Annotated in this window: 16 protein-coding genes and 1 pseudogene; all 17 read left to right on the top strand. The window is 31.6% G+C overall.

The window, feature by feature from the left end:
* Positions 1-13: 13 nt before the first annotated feature.
* A complete protein-coding gene (parC, locus tag C7N41_RS04990) occupies positions 14-2,473 on the top strand; it encodes a DNA topoisomerase IV subunit A (protein ID WP_105964622.1) in 2,460 nt (819 codons plus the stop codon).
* A gap of 127 nt (positions 2,474-2,600) precedes the next feature.
* Entirely contained in the window at positions 2,601-3,569 is a 969-nt protein-coding gene (locus C7N41_RS04985; protein WP_105964621.1) for a LysR family transcriptional regulator, read from the top strand.
* A gap of 21 nt (positions 3,570-3,590) precedes the next feature.
* A complete protein-coding gene (locus C7N41_RS04980; RefSeq protein WP_105964620.1) occupies positions 3,591-4,520 on the top strand; it encodes a manganese-dependent inorganic pyrophosphatase in 930 nt (309 codons plus the stop codon).
* A 136-nt stretch (positions 4,521-4,656) separates the two neighbouring features.
* A complete protein-coding gene (gene msrB / locus C7N41_RS04975; protein WP_105964619.1) occupies positions 4,657-5,094 on the top strand; it encodes a peptide-methionine (R)-S-oxide reductase MsrB in 438 nt (145 codons plus the stop codon).
* A gap of 17 nt (positions 5,095-5,111) precedes the next feature.
* Entirely contained in the window at positions 5,112-5,633 is a 522-nt protein-coding gene (gene msrA, locus C7N41_RS04970) for a peptide-methionine (S)-S-oxide reductase MsrA (protein ID WP_105964618.1), read from the top strand.
* A gap of 107 nt (positions 5,634-5,740) precedes the next feature.
* Complete coding sequence (locus tag C7N41_RS04965) at positions 5,741-6,286, top strand: metal-dependent hydrolase (RefSeq protein ID WP_105964617.1); 546 nt, start codon at positions 5,741-5,743, stop codon at positions 6,284-6,286.
* 155 nt (positions 6,287-6,441) lie between these two features.
* Positions 6,442-6,924 (top strand): 5-(carboxyamino)imidazole ribonucleotide mutase, encoded by a 483-nt coding sequence (gene purE, locus C7N41_RS04960; RefSeq protein ID WP_105964616.1) that lies wholly within the window; start codon positions 6,442-6,444, stop codon positions 6,922-6,924.
* A complete protein-coding gene (gene purK, locus C7N41_RS04955; protein WP_105964615.1) occupies positions 6,908-8,029 on the top strand; it encodes a 5-(carboxyamino)imidazole ribonucleotide synthase in 1,122 nt (373 codons plus the stop codon). The genes purE and purK overlap by 17 nt, the downstream gene beginning before the upstream one ends.
* A gap of 16 nt (positions 8,030-8,045) precedes the next feature.
* A complete protein-coding gene (gene purC, locus C7N41_RS04950; protein ID WP_105964614.1) occupies positions 8,046-8,756 on the top strand; it encodes a phosphoribosylaminoimidazolesuccinocarboxamide synthase in 711 nt (236 codons plus the stop codon).
* A gap of 14 nt (positions 8,757-8,770) precedes the next feature.
* Positions 8,771-9,019: a phosphoribosylformylglycinamidine synthase subunit PurS gene (gene purS, locus C7N41_RS04945; RefSeq protein ID WP_105964613.1), complete on the top strand. Its 249-nt coding sequence runs from the start codon at positions 8,771-8,773 to the stop codon at positions 9,017-9,019.
* Positions 9,020-9,023: 4 nt separating this feature from the next.
* The gene (gene purQ / locus C7N41_RS04940) at positions 9,024-9,692 is read left to right on the top strand and encodes a phosphoribosylformylglycinamidine synthase subunit PurQ (RefSeq protein ID WP_105964612.1); all 669 of its coding nucleotides are present in this window, start codon (positions 9,024-9,026) and stop codon (positions 9,690-9,692) included.
* Positions 9,693-9,694: 2 nt separating this feature from the next.
* A pseudogene (gene purL / locus C7N41_RS04935) lies at positions 9,695-11,913 on the top strand (phosphoribosylformylglycinamidine synthase subunit PurL).
* A complete protein-coding gene (gene purF / locus C7N41_RS04930) occupies positions 11,898-13,346 on the top strand; it encodes an amidophosphoribosyltransferase (RefSeq protein WP_105964611.1) in 1,449 nt (482 codons plus the stop codon). The pseudogene purL and the gene purF overlap by 16 nt, the downstream one beginning before the upstream one ends.
* A 1-nt stretch (position 13,347) precedes the next feature.
* Positions 13,348-14,382 (top strand): phosphoribosylformylglycinamidine cyclo-ligase, encoded by a 1,035-nt coding sequence (gene purM, locus C7N41_RS04925; protein WP_105964610.1) that lies wholly within the window; start codon positions 13,348-13,350, stop codon positions 14,380-14,382.
* Entirely contained in the window at positions 14,357-14,956 is a 600-nt protein-coding gene (gene purN / locus C7N41_RS04920; protein ID WP_105964609.1) for a phosphoribosylglycinamide formyltransferase, read from the top strand. The genes purM and purN overlap by 26 nt, the downstream gene beginning before the upstream one ends.
* Position 14,957: 1 nt before the next feature.
* Entirely contained in the window at positions 14,958-16,490 is a 1,533-nt protein-coding gene (gene purH / locus C7N41_RS04915) for a bifunctional phosphoribosylaminoimidazolecarboxamide formyltransferase/IMP cyclohydrolase (protein ID WP_105964608.1), read from the top strand.
* 98 nt (positions 16,491-16,588) lie between these two features.
* The gene (purD, locus tag C7N41_RS04910) at positions 16,589-17,836 is read left to right on the top strand and encodes a phosphoribosylamine--glycine ligase (RefSeq protein ID WP_105964607.1); all 1,248 of its coding nucleotides are present in this window, start codon (positions 16,589-16,591) and stop codon (positions 17,834-17,836) included.
* Positions 17,837-17,859: the final 23 nt, after the last annotated feature.

Below are 17,859 nucleotides of genomic sequence, written 5' to 3'. Positions count from 1 at the left end.
GAGGTTAATTTAGTTGGACAAAAAATCAATTATTGAAAAATTAACCCTAGAACAAATTATGAGTGAACGTTTTAGTCGTTATTCTAAGTCAATCATTCAAGAAAGAGCTTTACCAGACATTAGGGATGGATTGAAACCCGTTCAACGTCGTATTCTTTATGCAATGAATAAAGATGGTAATACTTATGACAAAGGGTTCAGAAAGTCAGCTAAATCAGTTGGTAATGTAATGGGTAATTTTCATCCTCATGGTGATAGTTCAATTTATGAAGCCTTAGTTAGAATGAGTCAAGATTGGAAATTACGGGAACCATTGATTGAAATGCATGGTAATAATGGTTCTATGGATGGTGATCCTGCAGCTGCAATGCGTTATACAGAAGCTCGATTAAGTAAAATTTCATCTGAAATGTTACGTGATATTGATAAAGATACAGTTGATTGGGTACCTAATTTTGATGATACTGAAGAAGAACCAACTGTATTGCCATCACGTTTTCCTAATTTATTAGTTAATGGAGCAACTGGTATTTCTGCAGGATATGCAACTGAAATTCCTCCTCATAATTTATCAGAAGTATTAGATACTCTTATATACTTGCAAAAGCATCCAGATGCATCTTTAGATGAACTAATGCAGTTTATTAAGGGACCTGACTTTCCGGTTGGTGGAATTGTTCAAGGATTAGATGGTATTAAAAAAGCATATCAAACTGGTCGTGGCAAGATTGTTATTCGTTCCAAGACTAATACTGAACAATTACGTGGTAATAAATCACTTATTCGTGTTACTGAAGTGCCTTATGATGTCAATAAGTTGCAAATGGTTAAGCAAATTGATGAAATTAGAATTAATAAAAAAATTGATGGAATTGCAGAAGTTAGAGATGAAAGTGATCGTAATGGTCTTTCAATTGCAATTGAGTTAAAAAGGGATGTTGATGTTAAAGGTATTTTAAATTACCTATTTAAGAATACTGATTTACAAGTGAACTATCATTTTAATGTAGTTGCTATTAATCACATGCGTCCTGAAAGATTACCATTAAAAACAATTTTAAAATCTTATCTTGGTTATCAAAGAAATGTAATTACTAACAGAACTAAATTTGATTTAAAAAATGCGATGAATCGTCAACATATTGTTAATGGTTTGATTAAAGCACTATCAATTTTAAACAAGGTAATTAAAACTATTAGATCAAGTAATAATAGGAAAAATGCTTGTCAAAATTTAGTTAAGGAATATGACTTCTCCAGTAAACAAGCTGATGCAATTGTAAAATTACAATTGTATCGTTTAACTAATACTGATGTTACTGAATTGCAAGAAGAAAATGATAGATTAAGCAAAGCCATTATTGAATATAATACGATTATAAATGATTCAAATGAATTAGATAAAGTATTGACTAAGGAATTTAAGCAAATTCAAAAAAATTATGGTAATTCTCGTCGCACAAAAATTGAAGAACATGTACAAGAGCTTAAAATTAGTAAGAATGTGACTGTCCCTGATGAAGATGTGGTTGTTTTAGTTAGTCATGATGGTTATTTAAAACGTAGTAGCATTAGATCTTATAAAGCTTCTGATGTTGAAGAAAATGGACTAAAAGAAGATGACTATCCAATCTTTTCATCTGAAATGAGTACATTAGATCATATATTTATGTTTACCAATAAAGGCCATTTAATTTATCGCCCAGTTCATGAAATAGCTGATGCTAAATGGAAAGAAACAGGTGAACATATTTCTCAAACCATTGGTTTAGATAATGACGAACAAATTATAAACATATTTACTTTTAATTCATTAAAAGAAACTGGTAAATTTTTGATTGCAACAAGTGATGGATATATTAAACAAACAGAATTTAGCAAATTATTACCAGGTCGTACTTATCGTTCTCATGCAACTATGTATGAAAAATTAAAGAGCGATGATGCAAGAGTTATTAATGTTAAATATGTTAGCAAAGATGATAATCCAGAAGTTGTACTTGTATCGAATGTTGGTTTGTCAACTAAATTTGAAATGTCACAAGTTTCAACTAATGGTGCAAGAACCACCGGTGTTAAATCTATGGAACTTAGAGATGATGAATTTGTAGTTAACTTTCAATTAGTTAATGACGATGATATGTTAGCAATGATTACTCAACGTGGTTTTTATAAAAATATGCTATCTAAAGATATTCCTTTAGCAAGTCGTGGTCGTAGAGGAGTGCAAGTTTTAAAACCATTAAAACGCAATGCTCATGAAGTAGCTGATTTTATAAAACTCCAAAAAACTGAAGACGATTTTACTCCAATTAGGGTCTTTACAGATCGTAATAGGCACCATGATATTATTCCAAGTGATCATCCTGTTAATGATAGACAATCAAATGGATCTGCCGTTATTGATATAAATCACGAGGGAATTCCACTTAAAATGAAAATATTGAATCCTAATGTAGTTGTTAATAAATAATTTTATATAAAAGTAATTATTTATAATTATAATAAAATTCTTGTTATTTATAATTTTATAGTTTATCATTATAACTTGAATCGTATAACTATAATAATTTGTTATCATTAAAAATTAGGAGTAAGTTATGAAAAAGACTAGACAAGAAAATATTTTTTCATCCAAAACATTAACGTATTTTTTACAATTAGCTGATACTATGAATTACACTCAAGCTGCACAAATATTGGGTATAACTCAGCCAGCATTAACCCAACAAATTAAAAAATTAGAAAAAACAATTGGTTCGCCATTGTTTTATTCTATTGGTAAAAAGCTTAAATTATCAGCAGCTGGAAACATTATGCTTAAATCAACAAAGGAAATTTATAGCATTTTAAATGAAACAGCAGATGAAATTGAGCAATCTAATAGTGCAACTAGTGGAGAAATTAATATTGGTGTATTATCATCAATTCAAGATAAAGTTCTTGAAGATTTTAGCATCGAAATGTATAAAGAAAATCCTTCTTTGACAATTAACCTTCGTATGTTAACTCGTAAAGAAATTTGGGAATCTTTAGAAAATAACCAAATTGATTTAGCTATTATGTATTTGCCAGACTCATCTATTAAAAATTGGAAACCTTATGAAGCTAAAAAGATTATTAGTGATGACTTGATGTTTATTCATCATAATAAAAAGTTATCTAATAATAGTAAAGTGAGATTCCAGGATACTATAGATACTCCTTGGGTTACTTATCCAGAAGGTTATTTCTTAGACTTTATTTTAAAAGAAAAGTTTAAAAATCAATTAGTAGATTTACCTACAAGTGCCGCTCGTTTTACAACGCCTAATCAAATTTTAAAATTTGCATTAGAAACTGGTTCAAACACGGCATTGCCTAGTTCATTTATGATTGACAAAGATGTTAATAAAATGGAAAATATAGATGCATGGGTTTCTAAAATGACCCCCAATATTAAGTTTGATTTAGCATTTGTTTATCGTAAAAACAAACGTCTAATTCCTCGTATTGGTAACTTCTTAGATCAATTTGATAAGTTTTTAGAAGAAAAAGATTACTTATCTAGACTTAAGGAAAAAGATTAAAATTTTAAAGGGGATTTTTTAATGGCTAAAGAATTAGTTTTTGGGCATCAAAGTCCAGATACAGATGCAATTTGTGCTGCTATTGAATATGCATACTTACAAGAAAAATTAGGTTATGACGTTGAAGCTGTCGCTTTAGGAGAACCTAATGAAGAAACAAAATTTGTTTTAAATCAATTTAATCAAAAAGCTCCTCGTGTTATTAAAGAAGCTAAGCCAGAAGTTGACTCAGTTATGTTAGTTGACCACAATGAACCACAACAAAGTGTTTCTGATATTGATAAATTAAATGTTACACATGTTGTTGATCATCATCGTATTGCTAACTTTAATACCGAAAAGCCATTATTCTACCGTGCAGAACCAGTTGGTTGTGTAAGTACTGTATTATTTGAAATGTTTAATGAAAAATCAGTTGAGATTCCTCAAAAGATTGCTGGATTAATGTTATCAGCAATTATTTCAGATACTTTACTATTAAAGTCACCTACAACAACTGATGTTGATAAAAATGCAGTAAAAGAATTAGCAAAAATTGCCAATGTTGATTATGAAGATTATGGTATCAAAATGCTAAAAGCTGGTACTAACGTTGATGCCAGATCTGATGAAGACTTAATTGATGGTGATGCTAAATCATTTACAATGGGTGGAAAATCTATTCGTATCGATCAAATTAATACTGTAGATTTAAATGATGTGTTAAAACGTAAAGATAATTTGAAAAAAGCAATGAAATCAGAAGCAGAATCTGAAGGCTATGATTTATTCTTAGTTATTGCTACTAATGTTTTAGATAGTAATTCAGAATTAATTGTTGTTGGTGAACCTAAAGATGCTGTTGAGAAAGCCTTTAATGGTAAGCTTTCTGAAGAAGATACAATTGCTTTACCTGGTGTTGTTTCAAGAAAGAAACAAGTTGTGCCACCATTAACTGATATTTTAGATTAATTTTATATCAATACTCCTTGGGGATTTAATCCTTAAGGAGTATTTTTTATTCGTTAAGCTTGCATTATATATAAAAATGAGTATTATATAATATATGTCGTACAAGATATATTCTTTTACTAAGGAGTTGCTATTTATGACTAAATACAATAAAGAAGACTTAAAAAAGGTTTTGACAGATGAACAATATAATGTAACTCAAAATGCAGGTACTGAAATGCCATTTACAAATAAATATGATGATTTTTTTGAAGATGGATTGTATGTTGACATTGTTTCTGGAGAACCACTTTTTACTTCCAGAGATAAGTATAATTCTGGCTGTGGTTGGCCGGCATTTACGAAACCAATTGATCAAAAAAATATTAATAGTAACTTAGATACTTCACATGGAATGGTTAGAAATGAAGTTAAGAGTAGTCAAGCAGATTCTCATTTAGGCCATGTATTTCCTGATGGTCCTAAAGATAAGGGTGGTTTAAGATACTGTATAAATTCTGCATCATTAAAATTTATTCCAGTAAATAAATTAGAAGAATCAGGATATGGAGAATATCTAGACAGCTTTAAATAAGAGAGGATGATTAAATTATGAATAAAGACACTGCAATCTTTGCTGGAGGATGTTTCTGGTGTATGGTAGAACCATTTGATCAGCAACCTGGTATTGAAAAGGTAATTTCTGGATATACAGGTGGGCATGTTCCTAATCCAACTTATGAAGAGGTATGTTCACATACTACTGGTCATACCGAATCGGTTGAAATAACTTTTGATCCTTCAATAATTTCCTATAAACAATTAGTTGACATTTATTGGAGACAAACAGATCCAACAGATGCTTCAGGTCAGTTCCAAGATCGAGGAGATAGTTATCGTCCAGTTATCTTTGTAAATAGTGATGAACAAAGAAAGATTGCTGAAAATTCTAAAGAAGAATTGGCTAACAGCGGTATGTTTGATGAACCAATTGTTACTAAAATTGAAGATGCTAAAACATTTTATCCCGCTGAAGAATATCATCAAGATTTTTATAAAAAGAATCCTTTAAGGAATCAAATTGAAGAACTTGGTGGTCGTCAACAATTTAAAGATACTAAGTGGAAAAAATAAAAAAAGAGCTCATAAATGAGCTCTTTTTTATTAATTATCATAAATAAATAGTTACTTTAACTAAAAAATATGATAAAATAAAAAGAAAATAAAAGGATAGATAATAATTGGCTTTAAGAAGAACACACATTGCTTTATCCGAAGCAATTACACTAGGTTTTATAAATATAGAACATCAATCATTATTAATATCTGGAACAGAGATAATTGGCATATGGATTGGAGCACAGTTACCTGATATTGATCAAAAACAAACAAAGATAAATAAAAAGGTTGGATTAGCAGCAAAACCAATGACTTGGTGGGGACATAGAACATGGTCGCATACAATATGGATAATAGCCTTATTATTTTTTATATCATACTATTTATCTAGTAATGATTATTTAAATGGGCAGTTATTATTTGATAATCCTTTATTAAAACTATTATATTATGGTGTTTCCTTTGGGACGTTATTACATATAATTGAAGATTCTTTCTCAATTGAAGGGGTTCGATGGTTTTATCCGTTCGATAAAAATGTTAATGTTCGTAAAAAAGGATTTTTTAGATACAAAGTTGGTGGGAAAAAAGAAAATTTTATTTTATTTATTTCAATATTAATAATTATATTTAATTTAATAATATATGTGATTAGTTTTAATTATTAGTCTGGGGGTATGCATTTAGCATGCCCTTTTTTATTTTTCATTATTAAATACGAACAATTTTAAATATAAATACTAAAATAGTTCGTATTTTTAGTTGACCAATGTAAAATTAGTTGATAATATGAAGTTATTAAATATAAGGGAGAGATATTTTTATGGATGTAGCATTAGTTATGGGATCTATATCTGATTGGGATAAAGTTAGGGTCACGACCGAATTGCTTAAAAAATTAAATGTATCATTTGATAAACATGTTATTTCTGCCCATAGGATGCCCAATGAACTACAAAAGTTTGCTTCTTCAGCAAAATCCGAACATTATAAAATGATAATTGCGGCAGCAGGTGGAGCAGCACATTTACCTGGAATGATGGCTGCAAATACAGATTTACCGGTTATTGGGATTCCAATACAAACTAAGTCATTGAATGGAATTGATTCACTATTATCAATGGTTCAAATGCCAGCAGGTGTCCCAGTGGCTACAGTTGCCATTGGAAATGCTGGAGCAAAAAATGCAGCTATTTTAGCAGCACAAATAATCGCTTTAAATAATCCAACAGTTGCAGATAAATTGGATACATTTAGAAGAAATCAAACTAAGGAGGCAATTAATAGCAATGAAAGGCTCGAATAAATTAGTTTTACCTCAAAATACCATTGGAATTTTAGGTGGTGGACAATTAGGACAGATGATGGCACTATCTGCAAAATCTATGGGATATAAAGTTGGTATTTTAGATCCTACGCCTCATTCATCGGCATCTCAGGTAGCCGATTTTCAAATAATTGCTGAATATAATGATCAAAAAGCATTAAATAATTTAGCAAATAAATCTAATCTAATTACCTATGAGTTTGAAAATGTAGATCAAAACTCAATTAAAAAAATAAAAGACAAAGTTTTAGTTCCACAAAAATTAAATGAGTTGTCAATTACTAGTCATCGTAAAAGAGAAAAAGATTTTTTATTTAATAATAATTTACCAGTTGTAAATTATCAGTATGTTAATAGTGAAAGTGATTTAGAGAATGCTATAAGTAAAATAGGATTTCCTAGCATATTGAAGACATGTGAAGGTGGTTATGACGGGCATGACCAAATTGATATTAATGATGAAAAAGACATGAACAATGCATTAACAAAGTTAAATAATCGTGAATGGATACTAGAAGAAAAAGTAAAGTTTAATAAAGAAGTATCAATTATGGTTGCCAGAAATAATCAAAATCAGATAGAAACTTTTCCTTTAAGTGAAAACATCCATAAAAATCATATATTGCATACTAGTATTGTTCCAGCCCGTGTAAACGATTTAGTTCATGAAAAAGCAAAAAATATTGCCGTAAAGATAGCTCAAAAATTAGATTTAACGGGAGTACTTGGCATTGAGTTCTTTTTGCTACCAAACAATGAATTGATTGTTAATGAAATGGCTCCAAGGCCACATAATTCAGGACATTATACGATTGAAGCATGTAACATATCACAATTTGAAGCACATATTAGATGTATTTGTGGTTTATCAATTCCTAAAATAAAAATGGATCATAAAGCTGTGATGGTTAATTTATTAGAATCTAATATTGCAGTCGCAAGAAAAAACCTCAATAATCACCCTGATTGGCATTTACATGACTATGGTAAAGCTGACATCAGGAATGGACGTAAGATGGGGCATATTACTGTAATAGGCGATTCTATAGATGATTTATTAAATAAAGTTGAACAATTTAAATAATTAGGAGCATACAACAATGGATAAATTAGTCGACTCAGGTAAAACTAAACAATTGTTTCAAACTAAGGATAAAAACGTTTTAAAAGTTCATTATACAAATCACACTACTGCTGGTGATGGCAAAAGAAATGAACAAATCGAAAATAAAGGGGCCGTCAATAATCAAATATCTAGTTTAATTTTTCAATATTTAAATAAATTTGACATCCCTAATCATTTTATTGAACAAACATCAAATACAGATCAGTTAAATAAAAAGGTGAATATGATTCCATTAGAAGTAGTAGTAAGAAATTTATCATCAGGACATTTTCAGAAAAGATTTGGCACTAATAACTTACAGCAATTATCAAAACCAGTTGTTGAATTCTTTATGAAAAATGATGAGCTTCACGATCCAATGGTAAATGATTTAGATGTCCAAGCTTTGAATATTGCAAATGAACATCAATTATCTAAAATGCGTGATTTAGCTTTAAAAATAAATATAGCATTAATCAATTTATTTAAAGAAATAAATATTACATTAGTCGACTTTAAAGTGGAATTCGGAATAGATGAAAGCAATCATATAATTTTGGCTGATGAAATTTCACCAGATTCATGTCGACTAATAGATACAGATACAAAGGAATCATTAGATAAAGATGTCTTTCGTAAGAACGAAGGAAATATGATGAAAGGCTACTACAAAGTTTTACATAAATTACAAAAAGAACTGGCATAAGGAGCAATAATATTATGTATTTGGCTAAATTATATGTAAGTCACAAACCATCAATTTTAGATCCTCAGGGCGAAGCTATTAAAAAAGCGTTACACAGTTTAAATCATCAAAGTGTTGAATCAATTTCACAGGGAAAATATTTTGAAATTAATTTAAATGAAAATAATCAAGAAGATGCCGAGAATGTTTTAAAAAAAGCATGCGAAGAATTATTAGTTAATCAAAATATGGAAACATACCACTATGAGATAAAGGAAGTGTAATCCAATGAGATTTGCAGTAATTAGTTTTCCAGGGTCTAATTGTGACAATGATTTATATTATGCAATCAAGGATGGAATTGGAGAAAATTGTGACATGGTTTCTTCTGAAGACACTAACCTTAATATGTATGATGTGATTTTACTACCAGGAGGATTTTCCTTTGGCGATTACTTAAGAAGCGGAGCAATTGCAAGTTTATCTCCTATCATGAAGAGCATAAAAGAAGCTGCCAACAATGGAAAAATAATTATTGGTATTTGTAACGGCTTCCAAATTCTCACCGAATCACATTTACTTCCCGGATCCTTAATTAAAAATAATAATATGCAATTTGTTTCTAATTGGGAAAAATTATCAGTATCAAATAATCAAACCATTTTTACCAATGAATACAAAAAGAATGAACAAATTAACATTCCTGTCGCACATGGTGAGGGACACTATTATTGTGATCAAGACACTTTAGCTAGTCTTAAAGATAATCATCAAATTGTTTTCACTTATAACAATAATCCTAATGGTAGCATTTCTGATATTGCAGGGATTGTCAATAAAGAAGGTAATGTATTAGGAATGATGCCACATCCAGAAAGAGCAGTCGAAGATATTTTAGGTAGCAAGGATGGACTAAAATTCTTTAAATCAATTTTAAATCACAAGGTAAGGAGCTAACTATGTTAAAAAAGCATATTGAACCATCAGCCGAAGAAATTCGTGATCAAAAATTATATGTTCAAATGGGATTAACTGAAAAAGAATATAAAATAATTGTAAATAAATTAATTCATAGATTACCTAATTATACGGAAATTGGTTTGTTTTCGGGGATGTGGAGTGAACATTGTTCATATAAAAATTCAAAATCTATTTTAAGAAAATTTTGGTCAGACGGATCACGAGTTTTACAAGGCCCGGGTGAAGGAGCTGGAGTTTTAGATATTGATGATGGACAAGCAGTTGTTTTTAAAGCAGAAAGTCATAATCATCCCAGTTTTGTAGAACCATATGAAGGAGCTGCAACCGGAGTTGGTGGTATTATTCGTGATATTTTTTCAATGGGAGCTAAACCCATTGCATCATTAGATAGCCTAAGATTTGGCGATTTAGATAGCCAAAAAAATCGCTTTTTATTATCTCAAGTCGTTTCAGGAATTGCTAATTATGGTAATTGTATTGGAATTCCAACAGTTGGTGGTGAAATTGGATTTGACGATACATATAATGGAAATCCATTAGTTAACGTAATGTGTGTTGGATTAATGAATAAAAAGGATATGGAAACTGGTCGTTCAAAGGGTTTAGGTAATTCCATTATTTATGTAGGTGCCAAAACTGGACGTGATGGAATTAATGGTGCTACTTTTGCCTCAAGTGAATTTAGCGAGAAAGAAGAAGCAGAACGTTCAGCAGTTCAAGTTGGTGATCCTTTTATGGAAAAGCTATTAGTAGATGCTTGTTTAGAAATAACTAAATATCATTCGGATATCTTAGTTGGTATTCAAGATATGGGAGCTGCGGGAATTGTATCATCTTCTGCAGAAATGGCAGCTAAAGCAAATAGTGGAGTGGACTTAAATCTAGATTTAGTTCCTAAACGTGAATCTGGAATGACTCCATATGAAATGATGCTCTCTGAATCTCAAGAAAGAATGCTTTTATGTGTCAAAAAAGGGCATGAAGACGAGGTTATTAATATTTTCAAAAAATATAAACTTGAGGCTAAAGTTATTGGAAAAGTTAACGATGATGGTCAATATCGATTGAGCTTTCAAGACGAGATAGTTTGTGATATTCCAACCCAAAGTCTAGTTGATGATGTTCCAGAATATTCCCATCCAATCATAAAACCTAAGCGATTGTTAAAAAGGACAAATGATTATTATCCAGCATTTGATGATACATATCAGATACTAAAAGAATTATTATCACAGCCAACTATCGCTTCAAAAAATAGCATTTATCGTCAATATGATAGTCGGGTTCAAGCGAATACTGTTTTGTCACCAGGTAGTGACGCAGCAATAGTAAGAATTAGACACACCAACAAGTCATTAGCAATGACTACTGATTGTAATAGTCGATATATATATTTAAATCCTTATGTTGGTGGACAAATTGCCGTTGCAGAAGCAGCTCGTAATATTGTAGCCAGTGGAGGACAACCAATTGGCATTACTGATTGTTTAAATTTTGGTAATCCTGATGATTCCGACAGCTATTATTCAATGGATCAATCGGTTGAAGGAATGTCAGAAGCTTGCAAAAAGTTTGACACTCCAGTAATCGGTGGAAACGTTTCACTATATAACGAGACCGATGGTAATTCAATTTATCCAACCCCAATGGTAGGCATGGTTGGTTTAATTGAAAACAATAGCAATGTTATGGATCAACATGCTAAAAAAGCTAACGATTTAGTATACGTTATTGGCCAAACATATGACGATTTTAATGGCTCAGAATTACAAAAAATGCTAAATAAAAAAATTAGTGGTGACATTAAACATTTTGATTTAAACGAAGAATATGATAATCAAAAGTTAGTACAAAATATTATCAAAGAAGGATTAGCTAACAGTGTTCATGATGTTAGTGAAGGTGGACTAGGCGTAGCATTACTGAAAGCTTATTCAAAAAAGGATTAGGCTTTAATGGCGAGATTAATATATCTAAAGAACAATTATTTGCAGAAACTCAGTCCAGATTTGTATTAACGATTGATCCCATTAACAAAGACAAATTCGAAAAAATTGCTGGTAAAAAGGCTGAGATGATTGGTCATACAACTGCAAATCATAAAATAAATATGCAATTAAATAATGGGAGTTTAACTGGTGATATATTTAATTTGCGTAATGCATGGGAGGACAGTCTAGCATGCTACATGAAATAAAAAGTTTAAATGAAGAGTGTGGAATATTTGGTATTTTGAATGCTAAAGATGCTGCTGAAAATGCATATTTAGGAATGCATAGTTTACAACATCGTGGTCAAGAAGGTGCCGGAATTATCTCTTTTGATGGCAATAAAGTATATGCTCACAAAGGTCAAGGACTCCTATCAACGGTGTTTAAAAATCAAAATAATCTGGATAAACTAACTGGAAATTCAGCAATTGGTCATATTCGTTATGCAACTGCTGGAAGCTGTGGCCTACAAAATATTCAACCTTTCTTTTTTAACGATCCTAGAATGCCGTTTGCTATATCACATAATGGTAATTTAACTAATGCTGAAACATTAAGAAAAGATTTGTCTAAAAATGGAGCACATTTTCAAGCCGACTCTGATAGTGAACTCTTAGGATTATTGGTAATGTTAGATAATCATGATAAATTCATTGATCGTTTAAAAACATCCCTAAAAAAATTACGTGGTGGTTTTGCATTTATTATTATGACTGCCAAGGGCATGATTGGTATTGCTGATCCGCATGGGCTTAGACCTATCGTTTTGGGTCAAAATAAAGACGGTAGTTATATCTTGTGCAGTGAAACATGTGCTCTAGATCAAATTGGTGCTAAATATATTAGAGATTTACAGCCTGGTGAAATGATAACAATTAATAACAATGGATATACGATCAATCATTTTACCAAATCGCAAGGCTTGACCGTTTGTTCATTGGAATATATTTACTTTGCTCGAGCTGATTCAGTAATTCATGGAGTTAGTGTTCATGAAGCTAGAAAAAAGATGGGGGCAACCATTGCTCAAGAGCATCCCGTAAAAGCAGATGTTGTGTTGGGAGTGCCTAATTCTTCTTTAGATGCTGCAATTGGATATGCTCAAGCAAGTGGTATTCCGTTTGATATGGGAATGATTAAAAATCAATATGTTGCCAGGACTTTTATTGAACCTACCCAGGATAAGCGTGAACGTGGTGTTTCAATGAAACTAGCGGCTGTAAAGTCAGTGGTTCAAGGTAAAGACATAATATTAGTGGATGATTCAATTGTAAGAGGGACTACTAGTAAATATATCGTTAAATTACTTCAAGCAGCTGGTGCTAAATCAATTCACGTTAGAATTGCATCGCCAGTTATCAAATATCCATGCTTTTATGGTGTCGATATTGAAAGCAAAGCCGAATTAATTGGTGCTAATAAAACGGTTGAAGAAATTAGAGAATCCATCGGGGCAGACTCATTAGCATATTTAAGCATCCCCGGCATGATTAAATCGATTAATATTGATTCTGATAATCAGTATCATGGATTATGTACAGCATACTTTGATGGCAAGTATCCAACAAAATTATATGACTATCAGGATAAATACGATGCAGAAACCAAACAAATCGAGCAAAGTAAAGGGGTGAAATAATTTGCCTAATGAATATCAAAAGGCGGGCGTCAATATTGATAATGGAATAGCAGCCGTTAAAAATATTAGTCAAATCGTTAAATCTACTCAAGATAAAAATGTAATATCTGGGATTGGTGGTTTCGGTGCTGAATACGGTTTAGCAAATGATATCAGTAATCTTAATAATCCAGTACTAGTATCTGGGACTGATGGTGTTGGAACTAAATTGTTATTAGCAATTCAAGCTAATCAACATAATACTATTGGGATTGACTTAGTAGCAATGTGTGCTAACGATATTTTGGCACAAGGTGCCCAACCACTTTTCTTTTTAGATTATTTAGGAGTTGGCCAATTGGAACCAAATAAGGTTAAAAAGATAGTTTCCGGGATTGCTGAAGGTTGTAAACAAGCTGGATTGTCACTAATTGGTGGTGAGATGGCCGAAATGCCGGGTATTTATCAAGCCAAAGATTATGATTTAAGTGGGTTTGCAGTAGGTATCGCTGATCATAGTTCATTACTTTCTAAAGAAAATGTTCATGAAAATGATATTTTGATTGGCTTGTCATCATCTGGTATTCATTCAAATGGATACTCATTAGTTCGTAAAATTATTGATGATGCAAATTTAGATTTAAATAAGCAATATCAAGGGATGTCAGGCAAACTAATTAATATTTTATTAAAGCCAACCAAACTTTATTACAATAGCGTTTATCCTTTAGTAAAATCAAACCTAATCAATGCAATGGCTCACATTACTGGTGGTGGAATTACTTACAATTTATCAAGAATGATTCCAGAAAATTTAACCGCAAAAATTAACCACGGTAGTTGGCATGTACCAGAAATCTTTAATTTCTTACAAGTAAAAGGAAAATTAATCCAACATGAAATGGACCAAGTTTTTAATCAAGGGATTGGGATGATATTAGTAGTCGATCCTAAGAATTTAAAGAAGGTGATTAATGAGCTGAATGAAAAAAACGAGAATTACTATGAAATTGGTAAGGTGGTGAAAAGAAATGAACAAGCAGTTGAATTCATTTAATCAAAATAAAGAATTAAATGCTGCTGTCTTTGCTTCAGGGAACGGCACCAATTTTGAAGCGATTATGAAAGCTAAATTACCAATTAACATAGGATTGCTAGTGTGTGATCATCCCAATGCTTATGTAATCAAAAGAGCAGAAAAATATCATGTTCCAGTTTTGATATCAGAAGTTAAAAAGGGAATTAGTAAAAAAGAACGAGAACAGAATATTTTACGGTGTTTGAAAGCTAATGACATTTCAACAATTTTCTTAGCTGGTTATATGCGAATTGTTGGTCCAACTTTATTAAATGCTTTTCCCAAACGCATTTTAAATATTCATCCCGCACTATTACCTAATTTTCCTGGAAAACAAGGTATTTTAGATGCATACAATGCCAATGTAGATGTAACTGGTGTAACAATCCATTATGTAGATGCTGGTGTTGATACTGGAAAAATTATTGCACAAGCAAAAGTTAAAAGATATCCAAAAGATAGTTTAAAAGATTTGGAAAACAGGATTCATCATGTCGAGCATCAATTATATCCAAATACCATTCATGAATTAATTAATAAAGGGGTACTATAAATTGAAAAAATTAGCATTATTAAGTGCTTATGATAAAACCGGAATTGTTGAATTCGCTAAGAAACTAGAAGCCAGAAACTTTCAAGTTATTTCTACAGGCGGTACATTAAAGAAATTATTGGATAATGGTGTAAAAGCAATCGCTGTAGAAGATATAACTAACTTTCAAGAAATGCTTGATGGACGTGTTAAAACATTGCATCCTAGAATTCATGCTGGTATTTTAGCAAAACGTGATAATCCAGTACATATGAAACAATTATCAGCTGAAAACATCCAGCCCATCGATTTAGTATGTGTAAATCTTTATCCATTTAAAGCAACAATCGAAAAACCGGGTGTAACAGATGATGAAGCAATTGAAAACATTGATATTGGCGGTCCTTCAATGTTGAGGGCAGCTGCTAAGAATAGCCAAGATGTAATCGTATTAACCGATGTTAATGATTACGATGATTACATCGAAAGATATGATGACAATAAACTAGATAGTAAATATCATCGTCATTTAGCAGCCAAAGCGTTTAGACAAACTGCGGCTTATGATGCTTTAATTGCTAAATACTTAACCAACGAGGAATTCCCTGATAAATTAACTCTAACTTATGAAAAGGTAGAAAATATGCGCTATGGTGAAAATAGTCATCAACAAGCTGCATATTATAAGCAAGCCATCTCTGAAAAGTACTCCTTAGCTAATGCAAAACAATTACATGGTAAAGCTTTGTCATATAACAATATTAGGGATGCTGATGCGGCACTAAGAGTAATTGCTGAATTTCCTAATCAACCAACTGTCGTTGCACTAAAACATATGAACCCTTGTGGAATTGGAACAGCCAATAATTTGTTAGATGCCTGGCAAGAAGCTTTTGATGCTGATCCAATATCTATTTTTGGTGGAATTATTGTTTTAAATCGTGAAGTTGATTTAGCAACTGCCCAAAAGATGCATTCTATCTTTTTAGAAATTGTAATTGCTCCTTCATTCACCGATGAAGCATATGATGTTTTGGCTAAAAAGAAAAATATCCGTTTAATTACACTTTCATTTGGTTCTATTGATCAGAACGGACATGATGAAGTTAGTGTATTAGGTGGAATGTTAGTACAAAATCGTGATCTTTTACATGAAGAACCAGCTAATTTTAAAGTTGTTTCTAAAGTTAACCCCACTGCAGATCAATTAAAAGCTTTGGCATTTGGTCAAAATGTTGTTAAGCATGTTAAGAGTAATGCGATTGTGGTGACAACTGATACTAAAACTCTTGGGGTTGGTGCAGGCCAAATGAATCGGATTGATTCAACTAAAATCGCGATTGATAAAGCCCAACCTAAAGCTGGTTATGATAAAGCTATTTTAGCGTCTGATGCTTTCTTCCCTATGGATGATTGTGTCGAATTTGCGGCCAAGCATGGTATAAAAGCGATTGTTGAGCCTGGTGGTAGTATTAAAGACCAGGCTTCAATTGATAAGGCCAATGAATTAGGTATAGCTCTAGTATTTAGTGGCAAACGTCATTTTAAGCATTAATAGTTTGGCAAGTATGGCTTAGATATTAGGTAAGCACGATGGTTCGATTCCATCCATACTTATTTTTAATTTATTGATATAGATTAGGAGTGCTAATAATGGAAAATTGGTTGGTAATTGGTTCGGGTGGTCGTGAGTATTCAATCGCCCAATGTTTAGCTAAAAAAGATAATCGTAGTGTTTATGTTGCACCAGGTAACCCAATGATGGAAAGAATGGATAATGTTCATTGTGTTCAAATTAATGAAATGGATTTTAATGCTTTAACCTTATTTTCTCAAAGTCATCATGTTGTTTGTACAATTGTCGGGCCTGAACAACCTTTGTCCAAGGGAATTGTTGATGTCTTTAAAAAATCTGGCCTAAAAATTTTTGGTCCTGATCAATATACGGCACAATTAGAAAGTTCCAAGGTATTTGCTAAAGACATGATGCAAAAAGCAAGTATTCCAACAGCTGATTATCAAGAATTCTATGACACTAATAGTGCTTTGGCATACGTAGATAGTCATAATTTACCATTAGTGATAAAAGCAAATGGACTAGCAGGTGGTAAAGGTGTAATCATTGTGAATACCAAGTCACAAGCTACTAATGCAATTAATCATTTATTTTCTTTACCTAATCAACAATCAATAATTATTGAAGAGTATTTAGACGGTGAAGAATTTTCTTTTATTGTTATGGCCAATGGCGAAAAATTTATTCCCATGCCATTAGCGCAAGATCATAAAAGATTAATGAATAATGATGAAGGACCTAATACTGGCGGAATGGGAGCATATAGTCCTTTGCCTCAATTTGGCAACGAGGTTACTCAAAATGCAATTAATAAAGTGATAAAGCCATTACTAAGTACAATGGTAAATGAAGGGCATCCCTTTGTTGGATTCTTATATGCAGGCTTAATTATGACTAAACAGGGAATCAAGGTTATTGAATTCAATGTGCGAATGGGTGATCCTGAAACTCAAGTGATCCTACCGCAGCTAAAAAGTGATTTAGGTGATTTAATCATTAACTTATTAGATGGTAAAAAGATTCATGTAAAATGGGATGCATCTAAATATTATTTAGGAACAGTGTTGGCTGCTAAAGGTTACCCTAAAAAGCCATCAGATCATTTAGAATTACCTAAATTTCCTGATGGTACTAATATTATCTATTCAGGAGTTCAAGATGACAATGGTCTTATTTATAGCCATGGTGGGCGAGTGTTGATGGTTACTACTAAAAGTAATAATATTCTAAACGCACAACATCAAATTAACGAATTAATTTTAAAATCAGTCAATCAAAATAATTACTTGTATCGTAGTGATATAGGTTTAAAAGCTATAAAATAGAAAATTATGAAATAAAAAAGCTG

This window comes from Apilactobacillus micheneri, assembly GCF_002993975.1.
Lineage (GTDB): Bacteria > Bacillota > Bacilli > Lactobacillales > Lactobacillaceae > Apilactobacillus > Apilactobacillus micheneri.
The sequence above is the reverse complement of the archived record's forward strand: the minus strand, read 5'-3'. Positions and strand labels throughout refer to the sequence as shown.

Excerpts from the sequence above, each read along its gene's own strand:
- C7N41_RS04985 (WP_105964621.1), top strand. The coding sequence starts at position 2,601 with ATGAAAAAGACTAGACAAGAAAATATTTTTTCATCCAAAACATTAACG.
- C7N41_RS04980 (WP_105964620.1), top strand. The coding sequence starts at position 3,591 with ATGGCTAAAGAATTAGTTTTTGGGCATCAAAGTCCAGATACAGATGCA.
- msrB (WP_105964619.1), top strand. The coding sequence starts at position 4,657 with ATGACTAAATACAATAAAGAAGACTTAAAAAAGGTTTTGACAGATGAA.
- msrA (WP_105964618.1), top strand. The coding sequence starts at position 5,112 with ATGAATAAAGACACTGCAATCTTTGCTGGAGGATGTTTCTGGTGTATG.
- purE (WP_105964616.1), top strand. The coding sequence starts at position 6,442 with ATGGATGTAGCATTAGTTATGGGATCTATATCTGATTGGGATAAAGTT.
- purK (WP_105964615.1), top strand. The coding sequence starts at position 6,908 with ATGAAAGGCTCGAATAAATTAGTTTTACCTCAAAATACCATTGGAATT.
- purC (WP_105964614.1), top strand. The coding sequence starts at position 8,046 with ATGGATAAATTAGTCGACTCAGGTAAAACTAAACAATTGTTTCAAACT.
- purS (WP_105964613.1), top strand. The coding sequence starts at position 8,771 with ATGTATTTGGCTAAATTATATGTAAGTCACAAACCATCAATTTTAGAT.
- purQ (WP_105964612.1), top strand. The coding sequence starts at position 9,024 with ATGAGATTTGCAGTAATTAGTTTTCCAGGGTCTAATTGTGACAATGAT.
- purF (WP_105964611.1), top strand. The coding sequence starts at position 11,898 with ATGCTACATGAAATAAAAAGTTTAAATGAAGAGTGTGGAATATTTGGT.
- purN (WP_105964609.1), top strand. The coding sequence starts at position 14,357 with ATGAACAAGCAGTTGAATTCATTTAATCAAAATAAAGAATTAAATGCT.
- purD (WP_105964607.1), top strand. The coding sequence starts at position 16,589 with ATGGAAAATTGGTTGGTAATTGGTTCGGGTGGTCGTGAGTATTCAATC.